Genomic DNA, 24,076 nt, shown 5'->3' on the forward strand with positions numbered 1-24,076 from the left:
CGCTCGCGCGGCGCATCGCGAGCTGCGCTCGCTCCTACATTGGTGCGGGTTTAGAGAGCCCTGGCAACCCGCCCGGCCAGCAGCGCCCAGCCCAGCAGCAGGCCGCACACGATCGCCAATGGCCACGAGCGCCACTGCAGGTACGGCGTGAGCTGCTGCATCGGCACCACTTCGCCATACATCACCGCCTGCTGGAACTGAGGCACCTGGGCTGTGATGCGGCCATATGGGTTAATCAGGGCCGTGACGCCGTTGTTGGTGGCACGGATCATCCAGCGCCCGGCTTCGAGTGCGCGCATCTGGGCCATCTGCAGGTGTTGCAGCGGGCCGATGGAGGTGCCGAACCAGGTGTCGTTGCTGATGGTCAGCAGCAGATCGCTGCGCGCGGCAAGGCCTGCGGCGAACTCCGGGTAGACCACTTCGTAACAGATGTACGGTGCAATCTGGTAACCCTTGGCCTGCAGCAAAGCCTGGTCTTCCGGCCCGCGAGCGAAGTCGGACATGGGCAGGTTGAAGAACTCGATCAGCCCACGCAGCATGTCCTGCAGCGGCACGTACTCACCAAATGGCACCAGCTTCTGCTTGAGGTACGTACCGTCACCCTCTCCAGCAACCGTAATGCCATTGAAGTAGCGGCGCTGGCGGTGCACCACCTCGCGCACCGGCACCCCGGTGATCAGCGCCGAATGACGTTCGGCGGCAAAGCGGCCCATCATGTCGATGTAGCCCTGGGCCTGGTCCTTGAGCACCGGCACTGCGGTTTCCGGCCATATCAGCAGGTCCACTGGCCGGGAGCTGAAGCTCAAGTCACGGTACAGCGCCAGTTGCGCGTCGATGTGTGCGGGGTCCCATTTGACGTCTTGCTCGACGTTGCCCTGGATGGCAGCCACCTTCAGTGGGTCGCCTGCCGGGGTAGTCCAGGCGTGGCCTTTAAGCGCCAGGCCAAGGCCCCAGGGGGTGAGCAGCAGCACGCACGCTATAGCCAGGAATGCCGGGCGCGCACGCAGGCAGTGCAGGTTGCACAACAGCGCAGCTGTCAAAGCCAGGGTGAACGAGACCAGCCACACGCCGCCGAGCGGTGCCAGGCCGGCGAGTGGGCCGTCCAGCTGGCTGTAACCCGCGTAAAGCCACGGGAAGCCAGTGAGAAACCAGCCACGGAAGGCCTCTTGCAGCAGCCACAATGCCGCGAAGCACAGGGCATCGGCCAACGGTGCCTCGTTGCGCCGCAGCCACCGGGCCCACAACCAGGTGGGCAAGGCGAAAAACCAGGCCAGGGCGGCAAAGAATGCCAGCAGCAAGGCGATCGCCAGCACCGGCGAAGCGCCGCCGTAGGTGGTCATGCTGACGTAGATCCACCAGGTGCCGGCCCCGTACAGGCCAAAGCCGAACCACCAGCCGCGCCACAGGGCCTGGCGCGGGCTTAGCTCGCGCAGGCCCAGGTAGAGCACCGCTATGGACAGCAGCGCCAGCGGCCAGATATCGAAGGGCGCCAGCGCCAGCAGGGTGGAAGCACCGGCCGCCAGGGCCAGCAGGTTACCGGGCCAGCCGGGGCGGGTGATCCAGTGCATGTTTGTCCTTAACGGTTGATCGGGGTCAGGCGCAGCAGGTGTATGCGCCGGCTGTCGGCATTCAGGACACGGAACTTGTACGAGCCGATTTCGGTGGTCTCGTTACGTTTGGGCAGGTGCCCGAACGCACTCATGACAAGGCCGCCGACCGTATCGAATTCGTCATCGGAGAAGCCGCTGTCGAAGAATTCGTTGAAGTTCTCGATGGGCGTCAGTGCCTTGACCAGGAAGTCACCACTGGGCAGCGGCTTGATGTAGCTGTCTTCCTCGACGTCGTGCTCGTCTTCGATATCGCCGACGATCTGTTCCAGCACGTCCTCGATGGTAACCAGGCCGGCCACGCCACCGTACTCATCAATGACGATGGCCATGTGGTTGTGGTTGGCGCGGAATTCGCGCAGCAGCACGTTCAGGCGCTTGGACTCCGGCACGAAGGTGGCGGGGCGCAGCAGGTCCTTGATGTTGAAGCTGTCGCCATTTTCTTTGAGAATCAGCGGGAGCAGGTCTTTGGCGAGCAGCACGCCCAGCACATCATCGTGGCTTTCGCCGATGACCGGGTAGCGCGAATGCGCCGCATCGATCACCGCCGGCAGGAATTCGCGCGGCGACTGGCCAGCGCGGATGCTGTTCATCTGCGAGCGCGGCACCATGATGTCGCGTACCTGCAGGTCGGCCACCTGGATGGCGCCCTCGACGATAGTCAGCGCTTCGCTGTCCAGCAGTTTGTTCTGGTGGGCTTCGCGCAGCAGCTCGAGGAGCTCCTGGCGGTTTTTCGGCTCATGGGCAAAAGCCTGGGTCAGTTTGCCCAGCCAGGACTTTTGCCCGTTGCTCGATCGATCTTCGCTCATGGCGGTTCTCGTGATCCTTGGTGTATCAGTGTGTGATTGAGTCGGTTTCATCGTCGGCGTAAGGGTCGGGGTGACCCAGTTCCGCCAGCAAATCCCGTTCCAGGCCTTCCATTTCTTCGGCCTCGTCATCGTCGATGTGGTCGTAGCCGAGCAGGTGCAGGCAGCCGTGGATGACCAGGTGCGCCCAGTGGGCCTCCAGCGGCTTGCCTTGTTCGGCAGCCTCACGTTCGACCACGGGCACGCAAATGACCAGGTCGCCCAGCAGCGGGATATCGAGCAGGTCATCGGGCACGTCTGCAGGGAACGACAGCACGTTGGTGGCGTAGTCTTTGTGCCGGTACGTGTGATTGAGTTCCCGGCCTTCGGCTTCGTCGACCAGACGAATGGTCATCTCGGAATCGGCCTGGCGCTGACGCAAGGCAAGTTCGCACCAACGGCGGAACGCCGCGTCATCCGGGGCGGCCGCGTCGGTCGCCCGTTGCATGTCCAGTTCAAGCATCTTTGCCAGGCGCCTCGGGCTTGGCCTGGCGGGCATCGAAGCGGTCGTAGGCTTCGACGATGCGCTGTACCAGTGGGTGACGGACCACGTCCTTGGGCTGGAAGTGGGTAAAGCTGATACCCGGTACGTCCCTGAGCACCTCGATCACGTGGGCCAGGCCCGACTTGGTGCCACGCGGCAGGTCCACCTGGGTGATGTCACCGGTAATCACGGCCGTTGAACCGAAGCCGATACGGGTAAGGAACATTTTCATCTGTTCGAGCGTGGTGTTCTGGCTTTCGTCGAGGATGATGAAGCTGTTGTTCAAGGTGCGCCCGCGCATGTAGGCCAGCGGAGCGATCTCGATCACCTGGCGTTCGATCAGCTTGGCCACATGCTCGAAACCCAGCATCTCATACAGTGCGTCGTACAGCGGTCGCAGGTACGGGTCGATCTTCTGCGCCAGGTCACCCGGCAGGAAGCCGAGCTTCTCGCCGGCCTCAACCGCCGGGCGTACCAGCAGGATGCGCCGCACCTGTTCACGCTCCAGGGCGTCGACAGCGCAGGCAACGGCCAGGTAAGTCTTGCCGGTGCCCGCCGGGCCGATACCGAAGTTGATGTCGTTGGCCAGAATTTCCTTCACGTAGCGCTGCTGGTTGACGCCACGGGGGCGGATATTGCCCTTGCGTGTGCGCAGCGAAACGCTGACCTCGTTGACCGCCGGGTTGTCGATGTTCTCGACGGCCGATTCCTGCAGGTACAGGTGCACGGTCTCCGGTGACAGCTCGGTGGCCTTGGTTTCACGGTAAAGACGGCGCAGCAGCTGCTCGGCAGCGCTGGTGGTCTTGGGGTCGCCGATCAGTTCGAACTGATTGCCGCGGTTGCGGATCTCGATGGCCAGGCGTTGCTCGATCAGGCGCAGATGCTCGTCGAACTGGCCACACAAGTTGGCGAAACGGGGGGCCTCGAAGGGCTCGAGGATGAAACGATGGGGTTCTATGGGTGCGTTCAAGGTCTTTTTTTAGCCGCTCGACGGCAATGGGTGTGAGCCCAAGAATAACCCTTGAATGGCAGTGGCGAAAGCCCCGATCGGCGCTGCCCTATATGCAGCAGTCAGGGCAGTGGCGAGAACGGTGAGCGGCCGTCGGCGTTCTGCAGTTCCAGCAAATACTTGCGGAAGATCTGGCCGAGTACCTGAGTGGCGTGTTCCAGCTCGTCGCGGGGCATCTGCTCGGTGACCTCGTCGGCCATGTCCAGGGCATCTTCAGCGCCGTTGACCGCCGCCATCTTCAGCAGGATGTAGGCCTGCACGTTGTTGGCCTTGACCCCTTCACCACGGAAGAACATGGCGCCCAGGCGGTATTGGGCTTCGGCATGACCTTGCAGGGACGCTTTCTGGAACCAGTCCAGTGCTTTGTTCAGGTCTTTGGGTGCCTGGGTGTAGTAATGCTCGCCCAGTTCGAACTGCGCCTGGGCATCCCCTGCGGTCGCGGTCTGCTCACAAGCCTTGAGTGCATTTGCCAGGTCTTCAGGCTGCACATTCAACGTGCAGCGCCCCGTTGCCGGGATAAGCAACGAGTTACCGCCCTCCGCCAGGGCCAGCAGGGGCTGAAGAAGCAGCAGGCAGCCCAGGGTGAGGGCGCGGCCGGTGCGGTTCATGGGGATCGACTTACCTCTGCAAAGCTGCGGCCAATGTCTCTGGTGGCACATTATGGGATAAGCAGCGCCAACCTTACAAAGTTTTACTGGAATTTATCTCGGGTTGGGGAAGTCGGCTGATTGTGCGCGGTGTTGATTGCCGGTAATGGCCCCCTCCAGCACCTGTGCGGGGCCATTACCGGCGCTGCATCACTTCAGCGCGGCAAAGGCCTTCTCAGCCGCATCCAGGGTGATTTGCAGCTCCTTGTCGCCATGGGCGATGGAGGTGAAGCCTGCCTCGAACGCGCTCGGGGCCAGGTACACGCCGCCGTCGAGCATCAGGTGGAAGAAGCGCTTGAAGCGCTCTGCATCGCTGGCCATCACGTCTTCGAACGTGACGATGTCGTCGGCGCCGCTGAAGTACAGGCCGAACATGGCTCCCGCCTGGGTGGTGACGAACGGCACACCTGCGGCATCGGCGCGTTGCTGCAGGCCGTCCAGCATGCGGGTGGTGTAGTCGGTCAGCTCGGCGTGGAAGCCTGGGCGGCTGATGAGGTTGAGGGTGGTCAGGCCGGCGGCCATCGCCAGCGGGTTGCCCGACAGCGTGCCTGCCTGGTAAACCGGGCCGAGGGGGGCGATGCAACCCATGATTTCGCGTTTGCCGCCAAAGCAGCCGACGGGCATGCCGCCGCCGACGATCTTGCCGAAGGTGGACAGGTCGGGGGTGATGCCGTAGTGGCCCTGGGCGCCGCCCAGCGAGACACGAAAGCCCGTCATCACTTCGTCGAAGATCAGCACCACACCGTGCTTGTCGCACTGCTCACGCAGGCCTTCGAGGAAGCCCGGGGCCGGCGGTACACAGTTCATGTTGCCGGCAACCGGCTCGACGATGATGCAGGCGACGGTCTGGCCGACTTCGGCGAGGGTTTTTTCGACCGCAGCGATGTCGTTGAACGGCAGGGTCAGGGTGTGCTTGGCGAAATCGGCCGGCACGCCCGCCGAGCTTGGCACGCCCTGGGTGAGCAGGCCGGAACCGGCCTTCACCAGCAGGCTGTCGGAGTGGCCGTGGTAGCAGCCTTCGAACTTGATGATGGCATCGCGACCGGTGTAGCCACGGGCCAGGCGGATGGCGCTCATGGTCGCTTCGGTGCCCGAGCTGACCATGCGTACCATTTCCATGGACGGCACCAGCGCGCAGACCAGGTCGGCCATTTCGGTTTCCATGGCGGTAGGGGCGCCGTAGGACAAGCCATGTTCCAGCTGGCGGCGTACGGCATCCAGCACGTCAGGGTGGCCGTGGCCAAGAATCATCGGGCCCCAGGAACCTACGTAGTCGACATAGCGCTTGTCATCCTCGTCTACGACGTAGGCACCTTCGGCGTGCTTGAAGAACAGCGGCGTGCCGCCAACGCTTTTGAAGGCGCGCACGGGCGAGTTGACGCCCCCGGGGATGTGCTTCTGGGCTTGGGCGAACAGGGCTTCGGAACGGGACATGGAGGGCTCTCTCGAATCAGGATGCGAACAAGGCATTGAAGGCGCGGGCGCGGCGGGTGACTTCCTGCGCGCTATCGGCACCGAACAGGCCGTGGATCACCGCCAGCAGGTCGGCGCCATGGGCAACCAGCGGGGCGGCATTGTCGAGGGTGATGCCGCCGATCACCGTGATCGGCAGCTTCACCTGGGTGCGCGCCTGTTCCAGCAGGCTCAGGCTGGCAGCGGGGGCACCCGGTTTGGTGGTGGAGTTGAAGAAGCGGCCAAAGGCGACATAGCTGGCCCCTTCGCTGGCCGCCTGGGCAGCGAGGTCCAGGCTGGCATGGCAGGTAGAACCGATGATTGCCTGGCGGCCCAGCAAGGCGCGGGCCGGCGTCAGGGGGCCATCGGTCTGGCCCAGGTGCACACCGACACCCAGGCGTGCAGCCAGTTCGGCATCGTCATTGATGATCAGTTGGGTGCCGTAACGCTCGCACAGGGTTTTCAGGGCCTCGGCCTCCCGCAGGCGGCGTGCGTCGTCGTCGCCCTTGTCACGGTACTGCAGCAGGCACACACCGCCTTCGAGGGCTGCTTGCACATGGCTGAGAAAACGCCCGGCGAGCAGCTGGCTGTCGGTGATGGCGTACAGGCCCCGTAGTTTCATCGAACACCTCGTGTCAGGAGCAGAAGTCCAGCGGCAGGCGGCGCGGCACGTACTGGCCCTTGCCCAGCTGTTCTGCATCGCGCAGCGTGCGCCAGGTGTAGTCCAGGGCGCTGCGCACAGCGCTGTCCAGCTGTTCGCCCAAGGCCAGGCGGCCGGCCAGGGCGCTGGCCAGGGTGCAGCCCGAACCATGGTAGCTGCCCGGCAGACGCTGGCAGGTCCAGGTGTGGTGCTGGCCGTCACGGCTGTACAGGCGGTTGTGGATTTCGGCTTCGTCGCCGTGGCCGCCGGTAATCAGCACGTGCTTGCAGAACTGCAGCAGTTTGTCTGCGCACTCATCGGCGCTGCCCTCGGGCAGTTCGGCAAGAATACGCGCCTCTGGCAGGTTGGGCGTGGCGATGGTTGCCAATGGCAACAGGCGCTCGCGCAGGGCGTAGCCCACCTCGTCCTTGCCCAGCCGCCCGCCACCGCCCGCGCGCAGTACCGGGTCGCACACCAGCGGCAGGTGCGGGTGCGCGGCCAGCAGTTCGGCGACGGTGTCGACCATCTCGATGGAGCCGAGCATACCCAGCTTCACGGCGGCCACCTGGGAGTCGGCCAGCACGGCATTGGCCTGGGCCAGCACCCATGCGCGGTCGAGCACGCGGAAGTCGGTAACGTTGACGGTATCCTGCACAGTCAGGGCGGTCACCGCGGGCGCGGCGTGGCAGCCTTGGGCGAGCAGGGCTTCGATGTCTGCCTGCAGGCCGGCGCCGCCACTGGGGTCGTGGCCGGAGAGACAGAGGACAACGGGGCGGGAGGCGTAGGTATTCATGGTCGGCGAGCTTACCACCAAAGCGGTTTGAGGGGGCCGCCCCAGGCGCGGGTTTAGTTGTGTCAGGGTCCGTCCCGTATCCAATAATGGCCTGTAACCACTGTTCTAGAGCGGTTTCTTCGCTGCTGCCTGCGGCAGCCTGACGCAGGTGTGCTAGAGTGCGCGCATCATTCGATCAATGGGTACTGCCGGCTCGCGTCGTCTCAAACGGAAAGGAGGCGAACACGACGCGACTGGCCAGGCCATGCTGGGGCTGTATGCGCTATTTGCTGATTGTGTTGCTGGGTTTGCTGCCGGTGCTTGCCGGGGCGGTGGACTTCGCCGATACCACCCGTCACCTGCCTTTGGGCAAGGTCATGCAGGTGTATGAAGACCCGGACGGCAGTGCCAGCATCGCGCAGGTCAGCGCACCTGGCTTCGCCCAGCACTTTCGCCCTCACCAGCAAGCGGTGATGAACGCCGGCTATTCCACTTCGGTGTTCTGGCTCAAGCTTGAGCTGCGGCCCCTCGCGCAGGGCGCTGCCACGCCACGCCAGTGGCTGCTGGAACTCGCTTACCCGCCACTCGATCACCTTGAACTGTACGTTGCCAATCCCGACGGGCATTTTCAGCTGGCACAGCGCACGGGCGATGCCTTGCCTTACGACAGCCGCCAGATCCGCCAAAGCAACTACCTGTTCAGCCTGCAGTTGCCACCGGGGCAGGCCACCACCGTCTACTTGCGCCTGCACAGCCAGGGTTCGGTACAGGCACCGCTGGCCCTGTGGGCGCCGGAGGCCTACCTGGAGGCGCAGCCCAGCCATTTCTACGTGCTGGGCATGATCTATGGCGTGCTGTTGGTGATGCTGGTGTACAACCTGTTCATTTACCTGAGTGTGCGCGATGTCAGTTACCTGTACTACATCCTGTATATCGCTTCGTTCGGGTTGTACCAGGTGTCGGTCAACGGCGCGGGCATTGCCTACCTGTGGCCACACAGCCCTTGGTGGGCGAATGCCTGTACGCCGCTGTTCATCGGCGCTGCCGGGCTGTTTGGCTGCCAGTTCGCCCGGCACTTCTTGCAACTGCGCAGCATCAGCCCGCGGTTCGACCGGCTGTTGCAGGCATTGATGCTGGGCGGCGCAGGGGTGATGGTGCTGGCCGTGACCCTGCGCTACGGCATCGCGTTGCGCATGGCAACGGCGCTGGCACTGCTGTTCACGGTGAGCATTTTCAGCGCCGGGCTGTATGCCTGGTGGCGTGGTTTGCGTGTAGCGCGGTGGTTCATCATCGCCTGGACGGCGTTTTTGCTGGGTGGGCTGGTCAACACCCTCATGGTCCTGGGTTACCTGCCGAACCTGTTCATCACCATGTACGCCAGCCAGCTGGGTTCGGCGCTGGAGGTGGCGTTGCTGTCGCTGGCGTTGGCCGACCGCATCAACAGCCTGCGCAATCAGCAGGCGCAGGCCCTGCGTGACACCGGCCGCACGCTGGAGCAAGTTAACCAGCAGTTAGCCACCAGCAACCGGCTGAAGGATGAGTTTCTGGCCAGCGTCACCCATGAACTGCGCACGCCCATGAATGGTGTGATCGGCTCGCTGGAGCTGATGCAGACCCTGCCGATGGACGCCGAAATGGCCCATTACCACCGTACTGCTGTGGGGTCGGCGCAGGGCATGATGGACTTGGTGGATGCCATTCTCACCCTGTCTGAGCTGCAGGCAGGCCGCCTGCGCGCGCACCCCGCGCCGTTCAGCCTGCGCGCACTGCTGCAGGGCTTGCGTGCAGGGTATGCGGGGCGGGCGTTGAGCAAGGGCCTGTACCTGAGCCTGGACATTCCCGCCGACATCCCGGATGAGCTGCTGGGTGACGCGCAAAAGCTGGCCCGCTGCCTGGGTTGCCTGGTGGACAACGGGTTGAAGTTCACCCACCAGGGCGGTGTGACGGTTCAGGTGCGTGGGCGCCGTGTGGGGCCGAGGGATCTGGCGTTGAGCTTTACCGTGAGCGACAGCGGCATCGGCTTCGATGACCTGGAGCAGTCGACCCTGTACCAGCGCTTCTTCCAGGTGGATGGGTCGATGACCCGGCGCTATGGCGGGCTGGGTATCGGGCTGTCGATCTGCCGGCAGATGGGCGAGTTGCTGGGCGCACGGTTGGCCCATGAGTCCACACGCGGGCTAGGGAGCCGGTTTGAGTTGAGTGTGAACATGGCGATTTCGCAGGTGCAGATGAGCCCGGATATCCTGCAGGCGCGGCGCTTGCCCTGAGGGTATGGGGTAGGGCTGGTGGGTGTTCGCCATGGCAGGGGCAGCGCCTGGCAGAACGAGCGCCGCCCGCGCGGCGCATCGCGAGCTATGCTCGCATGGCGCAGGAATAATTGGCCCAAATAAACTGTAGGAGCGAGCGCAGCTCGCGATGCGCCGCGCGGGCGGCGCGCGATCCCTCAAGCGCTGCAAATCCTGCGGCGAGCTTTGACTCCCCCGGATCCAGGAGCCCTCCATGAACCTGCACCAGTACGCTGAAACCCACGAAGTCACCAACCAGCCTCCACCCCTGGATGGCGCCAACCTCTACCGCCTCGACCTGCCGCTTCAGGAGTGGTCCAGGCGTTACGGGGCGGGCTGGGCCGAGTCGCGGATCGATACCTACGGCGCGCTGGCGGGTGGGCCATTGATGCAGGCAGGCTTCCTGGCCAACGCGCACAAACCCGAATTCAGCAGCCATGATCGCTATGGCCACCGTATCGACCTGGTCGAATTCCACCCGGCCTACCATGAACTGATGCGCACCGCCGTCGAGCATGGCCTGCCTTCGCTCCCTTGGGCCGAACCCCGCCCCGGCGCCCACGTGGCGCGGGCCTCGATGACCTACCTGCACAGCCAGGCCGAGGCGGGCAGCGGTTGCCCCCTGACCATGACCTTCGCTGCCGTGCCGGCGCTGCGGCTGCAACCCGAGCTGGCCGAGTACTGGCTGCCGAAGATCCTGGCCTGCCAATACGACCCGCGCAATGTCGGCGACCGGCACAAGGCAGGCGTCACCCTGGGCATGGCCATGACCGAAAAGCAGGGGGGGACCGATGTGCGCGCCAACACCACCCGGGCTTACCCGGTGGGGGCGCCGGGGCCGGGCCAGCCTTATGAGCTGGTTGGCCACAAATGGTTTTGTTCGGCGCCGATGTGCGATGCCTTCCTCACCTTGGCGCAAACCGAGAAAGGCCTCAGCTGCTTCCTGTTGCCGCGCCATCGCCCGGACGACAACCGCAACCAGTTCTATATCCAGCGGCTCAAGAACAAGCTGGGCAATTGCGCCAATGCCTCCAGCGAGGTCGAGTTTCGGGGGGCGCTGGCGTGGATGGTCGGCGAAGAGGGGCGGGGTGTGCCGACCATCATCGAAATGGTGGCGATGACGCGCTTCGACTGCATGGTTGGCTCCAGCGCCCTGATGCGTCAGGCACTGACCCAGGCTGCCCACCACTGTGCGCATCGCAAGGTGGGCGGGCGGTTGCTGAACGCCCAGCCATTGATGCAGAACGTGCTGGCCGACCTGGCGCTGGAAAGCGAAGCCGCGCTGGCCTTGAGCCTGCGCATGGGGCAGGCACTGGAGCAACTCGATGACCCGCAGCAGGCACATTTTGCACGGCTGGTCACGGCGGTAGGCAAATACTGGCTGTGCAAACGCGCCCCCGGCATGATCAACGAAGCGGCCGAATGCCTGGGCGGTGCCGGTTATGTGGAAGACAGCATCCTGCCGCGGCTGTACCGCGAAGCGCCGGTGAACTCGACCTGGGAAGGCTCGGGCAACGTGCAATGCCTGGACGTGCTGCGGGCCTTGTCCAAGGAGCCGGGCGTGCTGGATGCGCTGTTTACCGAACTGGGCGATGGCCATGGCGACCCTCGCCTGGCGGCGCATATCGGCAACCTGAAGGCCGCGTTTACCGACACCGGTGACCTGCAGTACCGGGCGCGGCAGCTGACCGAAGACATTGCCCTGGCGTTGCAGGCCAAGCTGTTGCTACAGGCGGGGAACGCGGTGGTCAGCGATGCGTTCATCGGTAGCCGCCTGGCGGGCAGTGGGCGGGTGTACGGCGCGCTGCCACGGGGGGCCGATGTGGAGGCGTTGGTGGCAAGGGCCACGCCAGCCTGGGCGGGATGATCTGGCGGTTTTGAGGGTGGGCACCCGTTTACAGCTGCTGTGCTGAGCTCAAGGGGGCGAATGGGTGCAACACCGATCAATGGGGGTGTATTTGCCCAAGAAGGCAGGCAAGATGATTCCCATGCATGTCCAGACAGGAAGCACAGTGTGAGCCAAGCGTTTGAAGTCGTTGATACTCCCGAACAGGCCGTCGATCGTCTGGCGGCCTTGCACGAGCAGGCCACCAGTGCCCTCAGCCAGGCCCTGAAACGTTACCTTAAGGACCGTACCGAGCCCGATGCCCAGGCGCGTGACCTGTTCCGCTACCCGGCGTTGCGCCTGACCTACTACAGCCACGGCGAAGTCGCGGCCACCACGCGTGCCTACGCCAAGGTGCAGGTGGCCGGTACCTACAGCGTCACCATCACCCAGCCGGCTGCGTTTCGCGGTTACCTGCTGGAGCAACTGCGCCCATTGATGCACGACTACACCGTCACGGTGGAGGTGGGCGTCAGCGAGCAGAGCATCCCTTACCCCTACGTGGTCGACCAGGGCGATGAACTGGCGGGTAGCGGCATCACCGCGGCGCAGCTGGCGCGGGTGTTCCCCAGCACCGACCTGTCTGCTGCCACTGACAACATCGCCGACGGCCTGTACGACTGGGACAGCACCGATACCTTGCCACTGGCGCTGTTCGACGCGGCGCGCGTCGACTTCTCGCTGCGCCGGCTGGTGCACTACACCGGCAGCGACTGGCGCCATGTGCAGCCCTGGATCCTGCTGACCAACTACCACCGCTATGTGGACCAGTTCATCAGCCACGGGCTGGATCAGCTGCGTGACGACCCGCGCTTCGTGCGCATGGTGCTGCCCGGCAACGTGGTGATCGAAAAGGCCATGGACCATGGCGAGGCGCAGGCCCTGGTGGCCGGCGTGGTGTGGCACCGCTACCAGATGCCGGCTTATCACCTGATCGCCGAAGACGGCGATGGCATCACCCTGGTCAACATCGGTGTAGGCCCGTCCAATGCCAAGAACATCACCGACCACTTGGCGGTGCTGCGCCCGCACTGCTGGCTGATGATCGGCCACTGTGGCGGCCTGCGCCAGTCGCAGACCATCGGTGATTACGTACTGGCCCATGCCTACATGCGCCGTGACGGCATTCTGGACCGGGTCGTACCGCCGAATATTCCGATCCCTGCCTTGGCCGAGGTGCAAATGGCCTTGCAGGAGGCGGCTGCGCAGGTGACCGGCGAACGCGGCGAGCAGTTGAAGAAGCGCCTGCGTACCGGCACCGTGCTGACCTACGACGACCGCAACTGGGAGCTGCGCTGGGCTCAGGAGCGGCCGCTGATCAACCTGTCCCGCGCCGTGGCCGTGGACATGGAAAGCGGCACCATCGCCGCCCAGGGTTACCGCCTGCGGGTGCCTTACGGCACGCTGCTGTGCGTGTCGGACAAGCCGCTGCACAGCGAAATCAAGCTGCCGGGGTCGGCCAACGCCTTCTACAACCGTGCCGTCAGCCAGCACCTGAAGATCGGTATCGCTGCGCTGGACCTGCTGCGCACCGAGCTCAACTCGCTGCACTCGCGTAAACTGCGCAGCTTCGATGAGCCGCCGTTCCGCTGAGGGTCCATGTCACTGCCACCCCGTTCCAAGCCGCGCCGCCCCCAGGTGCGGCCTGCTCCCGGCCCCCGCCGCCAGGCCAAGGCGCCACCGGCCGAGCCGCGGCTTATCCTGTTCAACAAGCCCTTCGACGTGTTGACCCAGTTCAGCGACGGTGAAGGCCGTGCCACGCTCAAGGACTTCATCGACATCCCCGGTGTATACCCGGCCGGGCGCCTGGACCGGGACAGCGAAGGCTTGCTGCTGCTGACCAACGACGGCAGCCTGCAGGCGCGAATCGCCGACCCCAGGCACAAGCTGGCCAAGACCTACTGGGTGCAGGTGGAGGGTGAGCCCAGCGACGAGCAGTTGCAGCGCTTGCGCGAGGGTGTGCAGTTGAATGATGGCCTCACGCTGCCGGCCGAGGCGCGCCGCCTGGAAGAGCCCCAGCTGTGGCCGCGCAACCCGCCGGTACGCTTTCGCAAGAGCGTGCCCACCCACTGGCTCGAGCTGGTGATCCGCGAAGGCCGTAACCGCCAGGTGCGGCGGATGACGGCGGCCGTAGGGCTACCCACCTTGCGCCTGGTGCGGGTACGCATCGGCGACTGGGCACTGGATGGCCTGGAGCAGGGTTGCTGGCGTGAAGTGGCGCCGGCCGTTTAACGCTCAGACGCCCTCCAGAAAGCCCACCACCACGCTTTTGATCACGAAGGCCAGCACGCCCAGCCCCAGCACGAAGAACAGGATGAAGGTGCCGAACCGCCCGGCCTTGGATTTCTTGGCTAGGTCCCACACGATGAACCCCATGAAACCGATCAACACGGTGACCAGGATGATCATCATCCATTCTTCGAATACGGCAGGATCCATCAGGGTTCTCCAGGTAGGCTGAGCGGGCGATTATACGCCCAGGCTCAACGGCATTTACCGCAGGTGGGTCAATGGAAGCTCGGTACTGGCCAATACCTGGTTCAGTACGAAGCTCGAGCGCACGCTGGTAACGCCTTCGATCCGCGTCAGGCTGCCCAGCAACAGCTTCTGGTAATGGTCCATGTCGGGCACCACCACCTTGAGCTGGTAGTCGGCATCCATGCCGGTCACCAGGCTGCATTCGAGCACTTGCGGCAGGTTGCGGATGGCCGCCTCGAAGGTTTCGAAACGTTCGGGCGTGTGCCGGTCCATGCCGATCAGCACGTAGGCGGTCAGGCTCAGGCCCAGCTTCTTACGGTCGAGCAAGGCCACCTGCCGGGAGATGTAGCCATCGTCCTCCAGCTGTTTGACCCGACGCGAGCAGGGCGAGGGCGACAGGCCGATGCGCTCGGCCAGTTCCTGGTTGGAGATGCGGGCATCGCGCTGCAATTCGGCGAGGATGCTCAGGTCGTAGCGGTCGAGTTTGCTCACGTGTTGATCCTTTTCTTTTCAGATTGCGGCGAATTATCAATCCAGGGTAAAAAATTGCGCAAGTGCTATTTATCCGAGCAATCTTCGCAATCCTCTGCCGGCTCTGCCCCGGTATCTTTATCCACAGAATCACTGCCCGGACATCAGTCCACGGCGACGCGCCCTAGGCGGGCGGTCGCGGCCAGCCATCCAACAGGATGTGCCAGGCCCCCGGGCTACGCACCCTCCAGAAGAGGGTGTGAGGTGAGCCGGGGCCACAAGCGCCGAGCACGGACGACAATTCCTGAAGGGAGGCCCCAGTGGCCTCCCTTTTTTCATTTCACCATCACTCCAGTACCGCATTTCGCTGGACTACGCAGAAGCTCGATACAACGGGTTTATCAATAGCTTAGGCACGTTCACCATATGCCGGTGCTTTTCGAAACCTGACCCGATTTCCCCACCGAAGGCTCCTATGAGACTTCCGGGAATCGGGCCATTCCGAGAAGTCAACATGGCAAAGATCAAGCTCACCAAGTCCGCCGTCGATGCGGCGCAACCCCAGGCGCAAGCCGTCGAACTCCTGGCCGATGCATCAGGCGGGCGCAATGCTGGCTCACGTGCGTGATCTGGTCGCCACGCTGCGTGACTTCCGCAACCGCCTGCTCCACCACGAACCGGCATGGAAGCAGTACGGCGTGCTGACCGAGGCGGACGCCTTGCAGCACTTTCATCCGACTGCGCGAACCCCACGTCGTACAGGTCATTGTGCAGACCCTAGATCTACTGCGACAGCGGCACTTCGACCAGGTGGATGTGGACCTCTGGATCACCCTCGCGGCACTGCATCATGAAGGCACTCAGGCGCGGCGGTGTGATGCCATCGGACAGCGCGACGCGCAATTGGCCGTCGTAGCCGGCTGCGAGGGCCTTGACGCTCTCGCGGGCTTGCTATGTGGCGGCGAAGATGCGCGGGACGTGCTTCAGGAACATCTGCCCGGCCCGTGACAAGCGGGTGTTACGCGAGTAGCGGATGAACAGTCGCGTGCCCAGGTCTTCTTCCAGTTCCGTGATGGCACGCGGCAGCGGCGATTGTTCGATGTGCAGCCACTCGGCAGCACGAGCAAGGTGCAGCTCTTCGGCAACTGCCAGGAAGCAGCGAAGATGACGAAACTCCACTGTCTTGTTTAATTGCCAGCATGAAGTGTCAGCAGCAGGCTAATGAGTGCCTGAACATCGGCCTCCTCTGTGCGCCAAGACGATACGCTGATCCGCATCGCGGGCCGTCCTTGCCAAGCCGTTCCCCCAAACCATGCTTCGCCGGACTGCTGCGCCGCCGCGCGCACCGCCAGCGTATGTTCGTCCGTGGCGCAGCGGAACAGCACCTGATTGAGCGTCACGGTGTTGAGCACCTCGAATCCGGCCCGCGTCAGGCCATCGCCGATGCGGCGTGCTTGTGCGCAATGCCGCTCCACCAGTTCGGCGACACCTTCGCGTCCCAAGCTTCGCAATGCCGCCCAAACCGGGATGCCGCGCGGCCTGCGCGAGAACTCTAGGGTCAGGTTCTTCTGCGCATCTGTACTTGCGCTGGAGTAAACGGCATCGCTGCTCATGGCTTCGGTCAGCGCCCGTGCATCGCGGCAGATGGTCATGGCACAGTCGTAAGGCGTGTTCAGCCATTTGTGCGCGTCGGTCGTCCAACTATCGGCCTGTTCGATGCCCCGGGTCAGGTGAGACAGGGATGAGGCCCGTGCCCACAGGCCGAAAGCACCATCCACATGCACCCATGCACCGGCCGTTCTGGCGCGCGGAATGATTTGCTCAAAGGGATCGAATGCACCTGTGTTCACTTCGCCCGCTTGCAGGCAGAGGATGGTGCGTTCATCCAGAGGCGGCAGGCGGCCAGCATCCACCCGGCCCTGGGCATCGACTGGGGCATGGACGATCCGGTTCAGGCCGAAACCCAGTACCCGCAATGCTTTCTTGACCGTGATATGGGCCAGTTCTGAAATCACCACCCGGATTTCCTGTGCGCCGTGCAGGCCCTGGCCGTCAAAGTCCCACCCCACACGTGCCAGCAGCTCCCGCCGTGCGGCGGCCAGGGCCGTCAGCGTGCAGGCCGTGGCGCTGGTCCCAAAGCCCACCGCGCTTTCACGCGGCAGATCCAGCGCTTCGAGCACCCAGCGGGCGGCCACCCGCTCCAGAGTTGCCGAGACAGGTGAGTTGTCGAAGGTCGAGGCGCACTGATCCCAAGCCAGCATCAGCCGTTCAGCCGCTGCGGCGACTGGCAAGGCGGCGCCGATCACGAACCCGAAATAGCGTGGGCCATTGGACGCAGTGGTCGCAGGCGACCCCACATCGTCTAACAGCGCCAGCGTGTCTTCAGCGGGCCGACCCTGCTCGGGCAGCGGTTCGTCGAAGGCACTCAACGCGGCAATCGCTTCATCCGAAGGAAACACCCGGCGATGGCCGTGGCCCTCGGTGTAGCGGCGGCCGCGCGCATCGGCCTGGGTCAGCAGTTCCAGTTCGTCCATCGAGGTTTCGTCCATTCCTGTGTTATACCTGAGCCGCAGCCTGCGGAGTCATCCTCCGTGTCAGCCACCAAAACGACAGCGCAAGCGCACTAACCGCCGCGCCCAGCAAGCACACGCTCTGCCAACCCGCATGGGCATAAGTGACGGTGGTGCCGATGGCGCCCAGTCCGCTACCGACCGCGTAAAACAGCATGTAGAGGCCGACCAGCCGGCTGTGGGCTTCGGGGCGCGTGCGGAAGATCAGGCTCTGGTTGGTGACGTGAAGCGTCTGGCCACCCAGGTCGAGCAGCACGATGCCGATCACCAGCGACCACAACGACCATTCCATCAGTGACAGCGGCCACCAGGCCAGCAGCAATACGGTGAGCGAGGCCGCGCTGGTTCGTTGGGCATGGCCACGGTCGGCCCAGTGTCCGGCACGCGCAGCGGCCAGGGCGCCCACAACCCCGACCAGGCCAAATGCACCGACGGCAGTGTGCGAAAAGCGATATGGCGCCGCGCTCAACGGCAGCACCAGCGCGTTCCAGAAGATGTTGAACGCGGCGAACATTAACAGCGCCAACATGCCGCGCACTTGCAAGACCTTTTCTTCCCTCAGCAGCGTCAGCATGGAGGTGATCAGACGCGGGTAAGGCATGGGATTGGCAGGCAACGGCAAGGCAGGCAGCCGCCACAGCGGTAGCGCGATCATCAGCATCAGCACGGCGGCGCAAAAATACACGCCGCGCCAGCCCGCCAGATCGCTGACGCCCCCTGCGAACACGCGGGCGAGCAGCAGGCCTATGAACACGCCACTCTGTGCGGCGCCGACGACCCGCCCTTGCTCGTGGGGCGAGGCGGCACTGGCCGCATAGGCGATCAGCCCCTGAGTCATCGCCGTGCCCAGCAGCCCCACCGCCAGCATGCCCGTCAGCAGCACAGGCGCAGACGGTGCAATGCCGACCATCGCCAATGCCACTACCAAGCCGAGCAGTTGCACCGCCATCAAGCGACGGCGCTCGACACGATCCCCCAGCGGCACTAGCAACAACAGGGCCAGGGCGCAGCCGATCTGGGTGGCCGTCACCACGCATCCCACGGCGGCATGGCTGATGTCGAAGTCGCGGGCCAACGCATCCAGCAGTGGCTGCGCGTAGTACACATTTGCCACACTCAGGCCACTGGCAGCGGCAAACAGCAGCACAAGGCCGCACGGCATATCGGCAGTTCGGGATGACTTCATGCGCCACGATCCATGCAACCTAGTTGCAAAACAAAACCGATTGAATGCTAAGGCACGTGGTTTTAAAATGCAACCAGAAAGCCTGGGTGTTGCTATCTATTTGGAGAAGTCATGCCGCGCCGCACTACCAACGACGAACCCTGTCCCGTTGCTCGCGCCCTCGATGTGGTGGGGGATCGCTGGTCGCTGCTGATCGTACGCGATGCGTTCGATGGCACTCACCGATTTGGCGACTTCCAGCGCAACCTGGGCATGGCCCGTAACATCCTGTCCGACCGCCTGCGCAAACTGGTCGAATCGGACATCCTCGACACACGGGATGCCTCGGATGGCACGGCTTATCAGGAGTACGTGCTGACGCCGCAGGGGGAAAACCTGTTCCCCGTGGTAGTGGCGCTGCGCCAGTGGGGCGAACAGCATCTGTTCGAGCGCGGCGAACGCCATTCGGTGCTGATCGAAACTCGCACCGGCAAGCCGATTGCTCGCATGGCGCCACAGGCCAACGATGGTTCCGTGCTGTCGCCTGCTGCGACCGAAGTGCGGAAAGTGAAGTAAGGCGAAATGCGCCTGGCTGTGATAGCCACGATCAGCGCACGACAAAAAGCGCAGCGTACGGCTGCGCTTTTTCTCTCCCGCTGCGACGCTCCTGCATTTTCCTCCTCGAAGCCCCTATGCGGCGCCTAGCTCGAAAAGCGGCAGGAGCACATAGAGACCGAAATCTTGGCTAACCTGTTGCCCCGCAAGGCCTTTCACGCCGCTGCTCAGCCTCACAAACTACTTCATGGTGCACATTTTTCATGGCCGAAAATTTAATGGGCCTGCCCAGCCAGCGCGGTAGACTGTCGTCGCTAGCCGTTTTTTCAACCGAGAGGCATACCATGAAGTCGCGTATTCGGCTGTGGGCAGGTGTGGGTTTGCTGGGCTTGGGCGTCAGCCTGGGCGCTGTGGCCGCCGGGCCGGGCGAGGGCCCGGGCGCACCCGGCCCGCAGCCACCCGGTGAGGCTGGGCCCGGCGCTGCGCCTGCCCCTGCGCCAGGGCGGGCGCTGAATTCACGCGATGAAGTGCAGCAAACCCAGCCGCCACGCCCGGGCTATTACCAGGATATTCCGCGGCGACACGGCGACGACCGACCGTGGCGTGGCGATGGCCCTGGTGAAGGCTGGCATGGCCGGCCCGACGGGCAGGGCAGCGGTTGGGGCCCTGGGCCCCGGTACCGGCCGGGGCAGACCGTGGAGCGCTTCCCTGACCAGTACTGGAAGGTGCCCTACGGCGGCCGGGACTACTTCTACTCCGGCGGGTATTGGTACCGCCCACACGGCAGGGAATACATCGTGGTGGCACCGCCCCACGGGGTGCGTGTGGACTACCTGCCGCCCTATGCCCGGGAGGTGACACGGGACGGCGCACTGTTCTACCTGGTGGCCGATACCTACTACCAATACCTGGATGACAGCCGCCAGTACGTGGTGGTCAACCCACCTGCCGTCGCGCCGCCTGGGCCTGGGCCGGCAGAACAGGGCGGGTACGACGTGGTGGCCTACCCGATGTACGGCCAGGGCCCACAGCAGCAGGAGCAGGACCGTTACCAGTGCCACCGCTGGGCAGTCAGCCAGTCAGGCTTCGACCCCGCCACCGCAGCTTATGCGCCCCCGGCGCCGGTTGTGGATAACTACCGCCGGGCGCTGGGCGCCTGCTTCAGCGGCAGGGGTTACAGCATCAACTGAGGCCCGCCTGTCAAAGAGGGTCGGCGTGCACGATCACATCCGCCTTCGGGTAATGCTGGCGGATCACCTCCGAGGCCTGCACGCACAAGCTGTGGGCCTGGTGCAGAGGCAACTGGCCGGGTAGTTCGATGTGCAGCTGCACGAACCACTGGTTGCCTGACATGCGCGTGCGCAGGTCGTGCACCCCCTGTACCCCGTCGATAGCCAGCACTCGGCGGGCCATGTCATCGCTGACATCACCCGGCAGTTCCTTGTCCATGAGGATGGCCGTGCTTTCACGGGCAATCTGCAAGGCGCTCCACAAGATGTAGAAAGCGATGCCCAGGCCGAACAAGGCGTCAAGTTGTGGCCAGCCGAAACGGGCCAGCAGCAAGGCCAGCAGGATGCTGCCGTTGAGCAGCAGGTCGGAGCGATAATGCAGCGAGTCGGCGCGCACTGCCGTGGAGCCCGTCACCCGGATGACCTTGCGCTGCAAGGCGAGCAACGCGACGGTGAGTGCCAGCGACAACAGCATCACGGCGATACCCACGGCCGTGTCACCCAAGGGTTGCGGTGCCTGCAGGCGCTCGACCGCCTGCAGGCCGATCAGCACCGCACTACCGCCGATGAACAGCGCTTGTGCAATGCCGGCCAGGGCTTCGGCCTTGCCGTGGCCGAAGCGGTGGTCGTCATCGGCAGGCCGCAGCGCATAGTGCACGGCCAGCAGGTTGAGCAAGGAAGCCACTGCATCCAGTGCCGAGTCGGTCAGCCCGGCAAGCAGGCTGACCGAACCGCTCAGCCACCAGGCCAGCGCCTTGCTCACCACCAGAATGCTGGCTACTGCCAACGAGGCGCGGGTAGCCAGGCGCAGCAGGCGCTGGTGTTCGGCCGGGGTCGTCATGGCAGGGCCTCGCGGGGTCAGGCTGCAGGTGCCAGGCCCAGGCTGGCCAGTTGCTCCGCGCTGCCGCGGTGCTGGATAAGCCGTGGGTCGTCCAGCGGCAGGCGCTGGCCCAGTTCGCTTTCAAGAATGGCTTGCAGCTTCAGGTTGTCCACCTTGCCGTCCGGGGTGATGGCATTACGCAGCTTGGCGGGGTCTACCTGGGCGGTTTCGCCACGGGGGTAGTAGATGGCACCGGTGGCGAAGTCGACGCCAAAGGCGACCAGCCCCGGGATCACGTAGAACAGAATGCCGATGGCATCGAGCACGGCAATGGCCGGGTCGACTTTGCCGTCGATCTGGCCGCGACGGTCTGGGTAGAAAATCGTGCCGCAAGCCGTCAGCTGGGTCAGCAGGGTGACGACGAGGGCGCCACCGATTACGCGGGATGGGATGCGCATGTAGATCTCCGGAGGGCATTCAGCAGGGCAGGCAAGGCGCCCGCAACCAACAGCTAAGACCATGATAGAGCAGGGTCGGTTCGCCGTTATACTCGCGTCACTGTTCGAGGGCCACCATGATTTCTTTACCGATCGATGCCGTTTTGCCTGCGCTGCGCCAGGCCTTGCAAACCCGTGACGAAGCGGTGCTCGAAGCACCGCCCGGCGCCGGCAAGACCACCCGTGTCCCATTGGCATTGCTGAATGAACCCTGGCTGGGCACCCAGAAGATCCTGATGCTCGAACCGCGCCGCCTCGCAGCTCGGGCTGCTGCCGAGCGGTTGGCCAGCGAGCTGGGGGAAAAGGTGGGCGAAACGGTGGGCTACCGCATTCGGCTGGACAGCAAGGTAGGGCCTGCTACGCGCATCGAAGTGGTGACCGAGGGCATCCTGACCCGCCGCTTGCAGGCCGACCCCGCGTTGGAGGGGGTGGGGTTGCTGATTTTCGACGAATTCCACGAGCGCAGCCTGGATGCCGACCTGGCCCTGGCCCTTGGCCTGAATGGTCGGGAGCTACTGCGTGACGACCCGCCGCTGAAGATTCTGCTGATGTCGGCCACCCTTGAGGGGGAGCGCCTGTCACGGCTGCTGGGCGACGCGCCGGTGGTCAGCAGCCAGGGGCGCATGTACCCCGTGGACATCCGCTGGGGGCGGCCGTTTCAGCCGGGTGAGTTCATCGAGCCTCGGGTCGTCGACAGTGTGCTCAATGCCCTGGCCGACCAGGCCGGCAGCCTTCTGGTCTTTCTGCCGGGGCAGGCGGAGATCCGCCGCGTCCATCAGAGCCTGGAGGAGGCCTTGGCGGATCGCCCCGAGGTTTTGCTGTGCCCGTTGCACGGTGAACTGGACCTCAGTGCCCAGCGGGCAGCGATCAACCCAGCCCCGGACGGGCGACGCAAAGTGGTGCTGGCAACCAATATCGCCGAAACCAGCCTGACCATCGAAGGCGTACGCGTGGTCATTGATGCCGGGCTGTCGCGGGTGCCGCGCTTCGACCCAGGCAGCGGCATGACCCGCCTGGATACCCAGCGCATTTCCCGGGCCAGTGCCACGCAGCGTGCGGGCCGCGCGGGGCGCCTGGAGCCCGGCGTGTGCTACCGCCTGTGGTCCGAGGCCCAGCACGACCAACTGGCCGCCCATGGCAGTGCGGAGATTCTGCAGGCCGACCTGGCTGGCCTGGCCTTGCAACTGGCCCGTTGGGGGGTGACACCTGGCCAACTGTGCTGGCTCGACCAGCCGCCCACCGCCGCGTTCGCCCAGGCTCAGGACCTGCTGCAGCGGCTGGGGGCGTTCAAACCGGGCAGCCAGGGCCACCTGGGTGAGCACGGCCAGGCGATGGCCGAGTTGCCCGCACACCCACGCATCGCTCACCTGCTGCTGCGCGGGCAAGCCCTGGGGTTGTCGCGCATGGCCTGTGACGTGGCCGCGCTGCTGGGGGAGCGGGATATCCAGCGCGGCGGCGGTGCAGACCTGCACAGCCGGCTGGCGCTGGTCGGCGGTGAGCACAACGCCGGCCGTAGTGGCCAGGGCGGCGTGCAACGTGCCCGGCAGCTGTCGCGCCAGTACCGCAACCTCTTGCAAGGTAATGCCCGTCACGCCGTGGCTGACCCCGATCATCCGCGCTGGTTGGGCGCGCTGCTGGCATGCGCCTACCCCGACCGCATTGCCCAACAGCGCCGCGAAGGCAGTGCGGAGTACCGGCTGGCCAATGGCCGTGCCGCCCTGTTTGCCGAAACTGACGCGCTGATGAAATGCCCGTGGCTGGTGGTCGCGGACCTGGGTAGCCGCCAGGGCCAGCGGGAGGAACGGATCTACCTGGCTGCCGAGTTCGACCCCGCCCTGCTGGACGATGTGCTGGCCGACCAGGTGCAGCGGGTGGACGTTCTCGATTGGGATGAGCGGGAGCAGGTGTTGCGTGCCGAGCGGCAGGTAAAAGTGGGGGAGCTGATACTCAGCCGCGAACCGCTGCCTGGCCTGGACGACGACGCACGCACTCGGGCATTGCTTGGGCTGGTGCGGCGCAAGGGCTTGAACCTGTTGCCCTGGACCCCTGACCTGCGCCAGTGGCAAGCCCGGGTGGCGTTGTTGCGCCAGCTGGACATGGCCCAGAGCGCGAGCAGCGAATGGCCGGACCTCACCGACCAGGCCTTGCTCGACTGCCTTGAAGACTGGTTACAGCCCTACCTGGGTAAAGTCTCGCGTTTGAGCCATTTTGCTGCCCTGGACTTGCCAGCGCTGCTGCGCAACCTGTTGCCATGGCCGCTGCCTCAGCGGCTGGAAGAGCAGGCCCCGGCCCACCTGCGTGTACCGTCAGGTTCCAGTATTCGCCTGGACTACAGCGAAAACCCGCCGATTCTGGCCGTACGGCTGCAGGAGCTGTTCGGCCTGGCGGATACCCCACGCATTGCCAATGGCCGCCAGCAGGTGAAGCTGCACCTGCTTTCGCCTGCGCGGCGGCCCGTGCAGGTGACGCAGGACCTGGCCAACTTCTGGCGGACAACCTATGCCGAGGTGAAAAAGGACTTGAAGGGGCGGTACCCCAAGCATTATTGGCCGGACGACCCTTTGGTGGCCGAGGCCACTGCGCGGGCCAAGCCGCGAGGAACGTGAACCGGGAGGGGGCGCCACGCCGGCCCCCCCCCCCCCCCACACCACCCGGGCGGCAAAAA

The 24,076-nt window shown here is 64.7% G+C and carries 21 protein-coding genes and 1 pseudogene; 7 read left to right on the top strand and 15 right to left on the bottom strand.

Annotated elements, in window-relative coordinates:
• Positions 1-50: 50 nt before the first annotated feature.
• The 8 genes from lnt to IAE38_RS16930 form a co-directional block, all read right to left on the bottom strand.
• Positions 51-1,568 carry an apolipoprotein N-acyltransferase gene (lnt, locus tag IAE38_RS16895; protein WP_201218364.1) on the bottom strand — a complete coding sequence of 506 codons (1,518 nt, stop codon included), beginning with the start codon at positions 1,566-1,568 and terminating at the stop codon, positions 51-53.
• A gap of 8 nt (positions 1,569-1,576) precedes the next feature.
• Positions 1,577-2,416 (bottom strand): HlyC/CorC family transporter, encoded by an 840-nt coding sequence (locus tag IAE38_RS16900; RefSeq protein ID WP_028632740.1) that lies wholly within the window; start codon positions 2,414-2,416, stop codon positions 1,577-1,579.
• 25 nt (positions 2,417-2,441) lie between these two features.
• Positions 2,442-2,915 (bottom strand): rRNA maturation RNase YbeY, encoded by a 474-nt coding sequence (gene ybeY, locus IAE38_RS16905; protein ID WP_028632739.1) that lies wholly within the window; start codon positions 2,913-2,915, stop codon positions 2,442-2,444.
• Complete coding sequence (locus tag IAE38_RS16910) at positions 2,908-3,906, bottom strand: PhoH family protein (RefSeq protein WP_028632738.1); 999 nt, start codon at positions 3,904-3,906, stop codon at positions 2,908-2,910. Before IAE38_RS16910 ends, ybeY begins: the two co-directional genes overlap by 8 nt.
• Positions 3,907-4,007: 101 nt before the next feature.
• Positions 4,008-4,553, bottom strand: coding sequence for a tetratricopeptide repeat protein (locus tag IAE38_RS16915; RefSeq protein ID WP_028632737.1), 546 nt, complete (start codon positions 4,551-4,553; stop codon positions 4,008-4,010).
• A gap of 189 nt (positions 4,554-4,742) precedes the next feature.
• On the bottom strand, positions 4,743-6,026 hold the full coding sequence (gene hemL, locus IAE38_RS16920; RefSeq protein ID WP_201218365.1) for a glutamate-1-semialdehyde 2,1-aminomutase: 1,284 nt from the start codon (positions 6,024-6,026) through the stop codon (positions 4,743-4,745).
• A 16-nt stretch (positions 6,027-6,042) separates the two neighbouring features.
• The gene (thiE, locus tag IAE38_RS16925; RefSeq protein ID WP_028632735.1) at positions 6,043-6,666 is read right to left on the bottom strand and encodes a thiamine phosphate synthase; all 624 of its coding nucleotides are present in this window, start codon (positions 6,664-6,666) and stop codon (positions 6,043-6,045) included.
• Between the two features lie 13 nt (positions 6,667-6,679).
• Complete coding sequence (locus tag IAE38_RS16930) at positions 6,680-7,477, bottom strand: hydroxymethylpyrimidine/phosphomethylpyrimidine kinase (protein WP_201209938.1); 798 nt, start codon at positions 7,475-7,477, stop codon at positions 6,680-6,682.
• Between the two features lie 257 nt (positions 7,478-7,734).
• On the opposite strand from IAE38_RS16930, the gene IAE38_RS16935 reads away from it, so the two are divergent.
• The 4 genes from IAE38_RS16935 (at position 7,735) to IAE38_RS16950 (ending at position 13,858) form a co-directional block, all read left to right on the top strand.
• The gene (locus IAE38_RS16935; RefSeq protein ID WP_201218366.1) at positions 7,735-9,723 is read left to right on the top strand and encodes a sensor histidine kinase; all 1,989 of its coding nucleotides are present in this window, start codon (positions 7,735-7,737) and stop codon (positions 9,721-9,723) included.
• A 232-nt stretch (positions 9,724-9,955) separates the two neighbouring features.
• Positions 9,956-11,608: an acyl-CoA dehydrogenase family protein gene (locus tag IAE38_RS16940; protein ID WP_201218368.1), complete on the top strand. Its 1,653-nt coding sequence runs from the start codon at positions 9,956-9,958 to the stop codon at positions 11,606-11,608.
• 147 nt (positions 11,609-11,755) lie between these two features.
• Positions 11,756-13,219, top strand: coding sequence for an AMP nucleosidase (gene amn / locus IAE38_RS16945; protein WP_060481677.1), 1,464 nt, complete (start codon positions 11,756-11,758; stop codon positions 13,217-13,219).
• A 6-nt stretch (positions 13,220-13,225) separates the two neighbouring features.
• Entirely contained in the window at positions 13,226-13,858 is a 633-nt protein-coding gene (locus IAE38_RS16950; protein ID WP_236404114.1) for a pseudouridine synthase, read from the top strand.
• Positions 13,859-13,861: 3 nt separating this feature from the next.
• On the opposite strand, the gene IAE38_RS16955 is transcribed toward IAE38_RS16950, so the two are convergent.
• The 5 genes and pseudogenes from IAE38_RS16955 to IAE38_RS16975 all read right to left on the bottom strand — a co-directional run bounded on the left by IAE38_RS16955 (position 13,862) and on the right by IAE38_RS16975 (position 18,331).
• On the bottom strand, positions 13,862-14,065 hold the full coding sequence (locus IAE38_RS16955; RefSeq protein ID WP_028632729.1) for a DUF2788 domain-containing protein: 204 nt from the start codon (positions 14,063-14,065) through the stop codon (positions 13,862-13,864).
• Between the two features lie 54 nt (positions 14,066-14,119).
• Positions 14,120-14,596: an Lrp/AsnC family transcriptional regulator gene (locus tag IAE38_RS16960; RefSeq protein ID WP_003249795.1), complete on the bottom strand. Its 477-nt coding sequence runs from the start codon at positions 14,594-14,596 to the stop codon at positions 14,120-14,122.
• 765 nt (positions 14,597-15,361) lie between these two features.
• Positions 15,362-15,754, bottom strand: a pseudogene (locus tag IAE38_RS16965) (LysR family transcriptional regulator); the annotation flags it as partial.
• Positions 15,755-15,762: 8 nt separating this feature from the next.
• A complete protein-coding gene (locus IAE38_RS16970) occupies positions 15,763-17,124 on the bottom strand; it encodes a pyridoxal phosphate-dependent decarboxylase family protein (protein ID WP_236404117.1) in 1,362 nt (453 codons plus the stop codon).
• 7 nt (positions 17,125-17,131) lie between these two features.
• A complete protein-coding gene (locus IAE38_RS16975) occupies positions 17,132-18,331 on the bottom strand; it encodes an MFS transporter (protein ID WP_236404119.1) in 1,200 nt (399 codons plus the stop codon).
• A gap of 111 nt (positions 18,332-18,442) precedes the next feature.
• Here IAE38_RS16975 and IAE38_RS16980 point away from each other — a divergent pair, with 111 nt between their 5' ends.
• The gene (locus tag IAE38_RS16980) at positions 18,443-18,886 is read left to right on the top strand and encodes a winged helix-turn-helix transcriptional regulator (RefSeq protein WP_201218369.1); all 444 of its coding nucleotides are present in this window, start codon (positions 18,443-18,445) and stop codon (positions 18,884-18,886) included.
• A gap of 323 nt (positions 18,887-19,209) precedes the next feature.
• Positions 19,210-20,055, top strand: coding sequence for a DUF6515 family protein (locus IAE38_RS16985; RefSeq protein WP_201218370.1), 846 nt, complete (start codon positions 19,210-19,212; stop codon positions 20,053-20,055).
• Between the two features lie 10 nt (positions 20,056-20,065).
• Here IAE38_RS16985 and IAE38_RS16990 read toward each other — a convergent pair whose 3' ends face one another.
• Together IAE38_RS16990 and IAE38_RS16995 are read right to left on the bottom strand one after the other, a co-directional pair.
• On the bottom strand, positions 20,066-20,935 hold the full coding sequence (locus IAE38_RS16990) for a cation diffusion facilitator family transporter (protein WP_201218372.1): 870 nt from the start codon (positions 20,933-20,935) through the stop codon (positions 20,066-20,068).
• A 17-nt stretch (positions 20,936-20,952) separates the two neighbouring features.
• Positions 20,953-21,372, bottom strand: coding sequence for a polyribonucleotide nucleotidyltransferase (locus tag IAE38_RS16995; RefSeq protein WP_201218373.1), 420 nt, complete (start codon positions 21,370-21,372; stop codon positions 20,953-20,955).
• 116 nt (positions 21,373-21,488) lie between these two features.
• Here IAE38_RS16995 and hrpB point away from each other — a divergent pair, with 116 nt between their 5' ends.
• Positions 21,489-24,017 carry an ATP-dependent helicase HrpB gene (hrpB, locus tag IAE38_RS17000; protein ID WP_201218374.1) on the top strand — a complete coding sequence of 843 codons (2,529 nt, stop codon included), beginning with the start codon at positions 21,489-21,491 and terminating at the stop codon, positions 24,015-24,017.
• Positions 24,018-24,076: the final 59 nt, after the last annotated feature.

This window comes from Pseudomonas sp. S32 (assembly GCF_016648095.1).
Lineage (GTDB): Bacteria > Pseudomonadota > Gammaproteobacteria > Pseudomonadales > Pseudomonadaceae > Aquipseudomonas > Aquipseudomonas parafulva.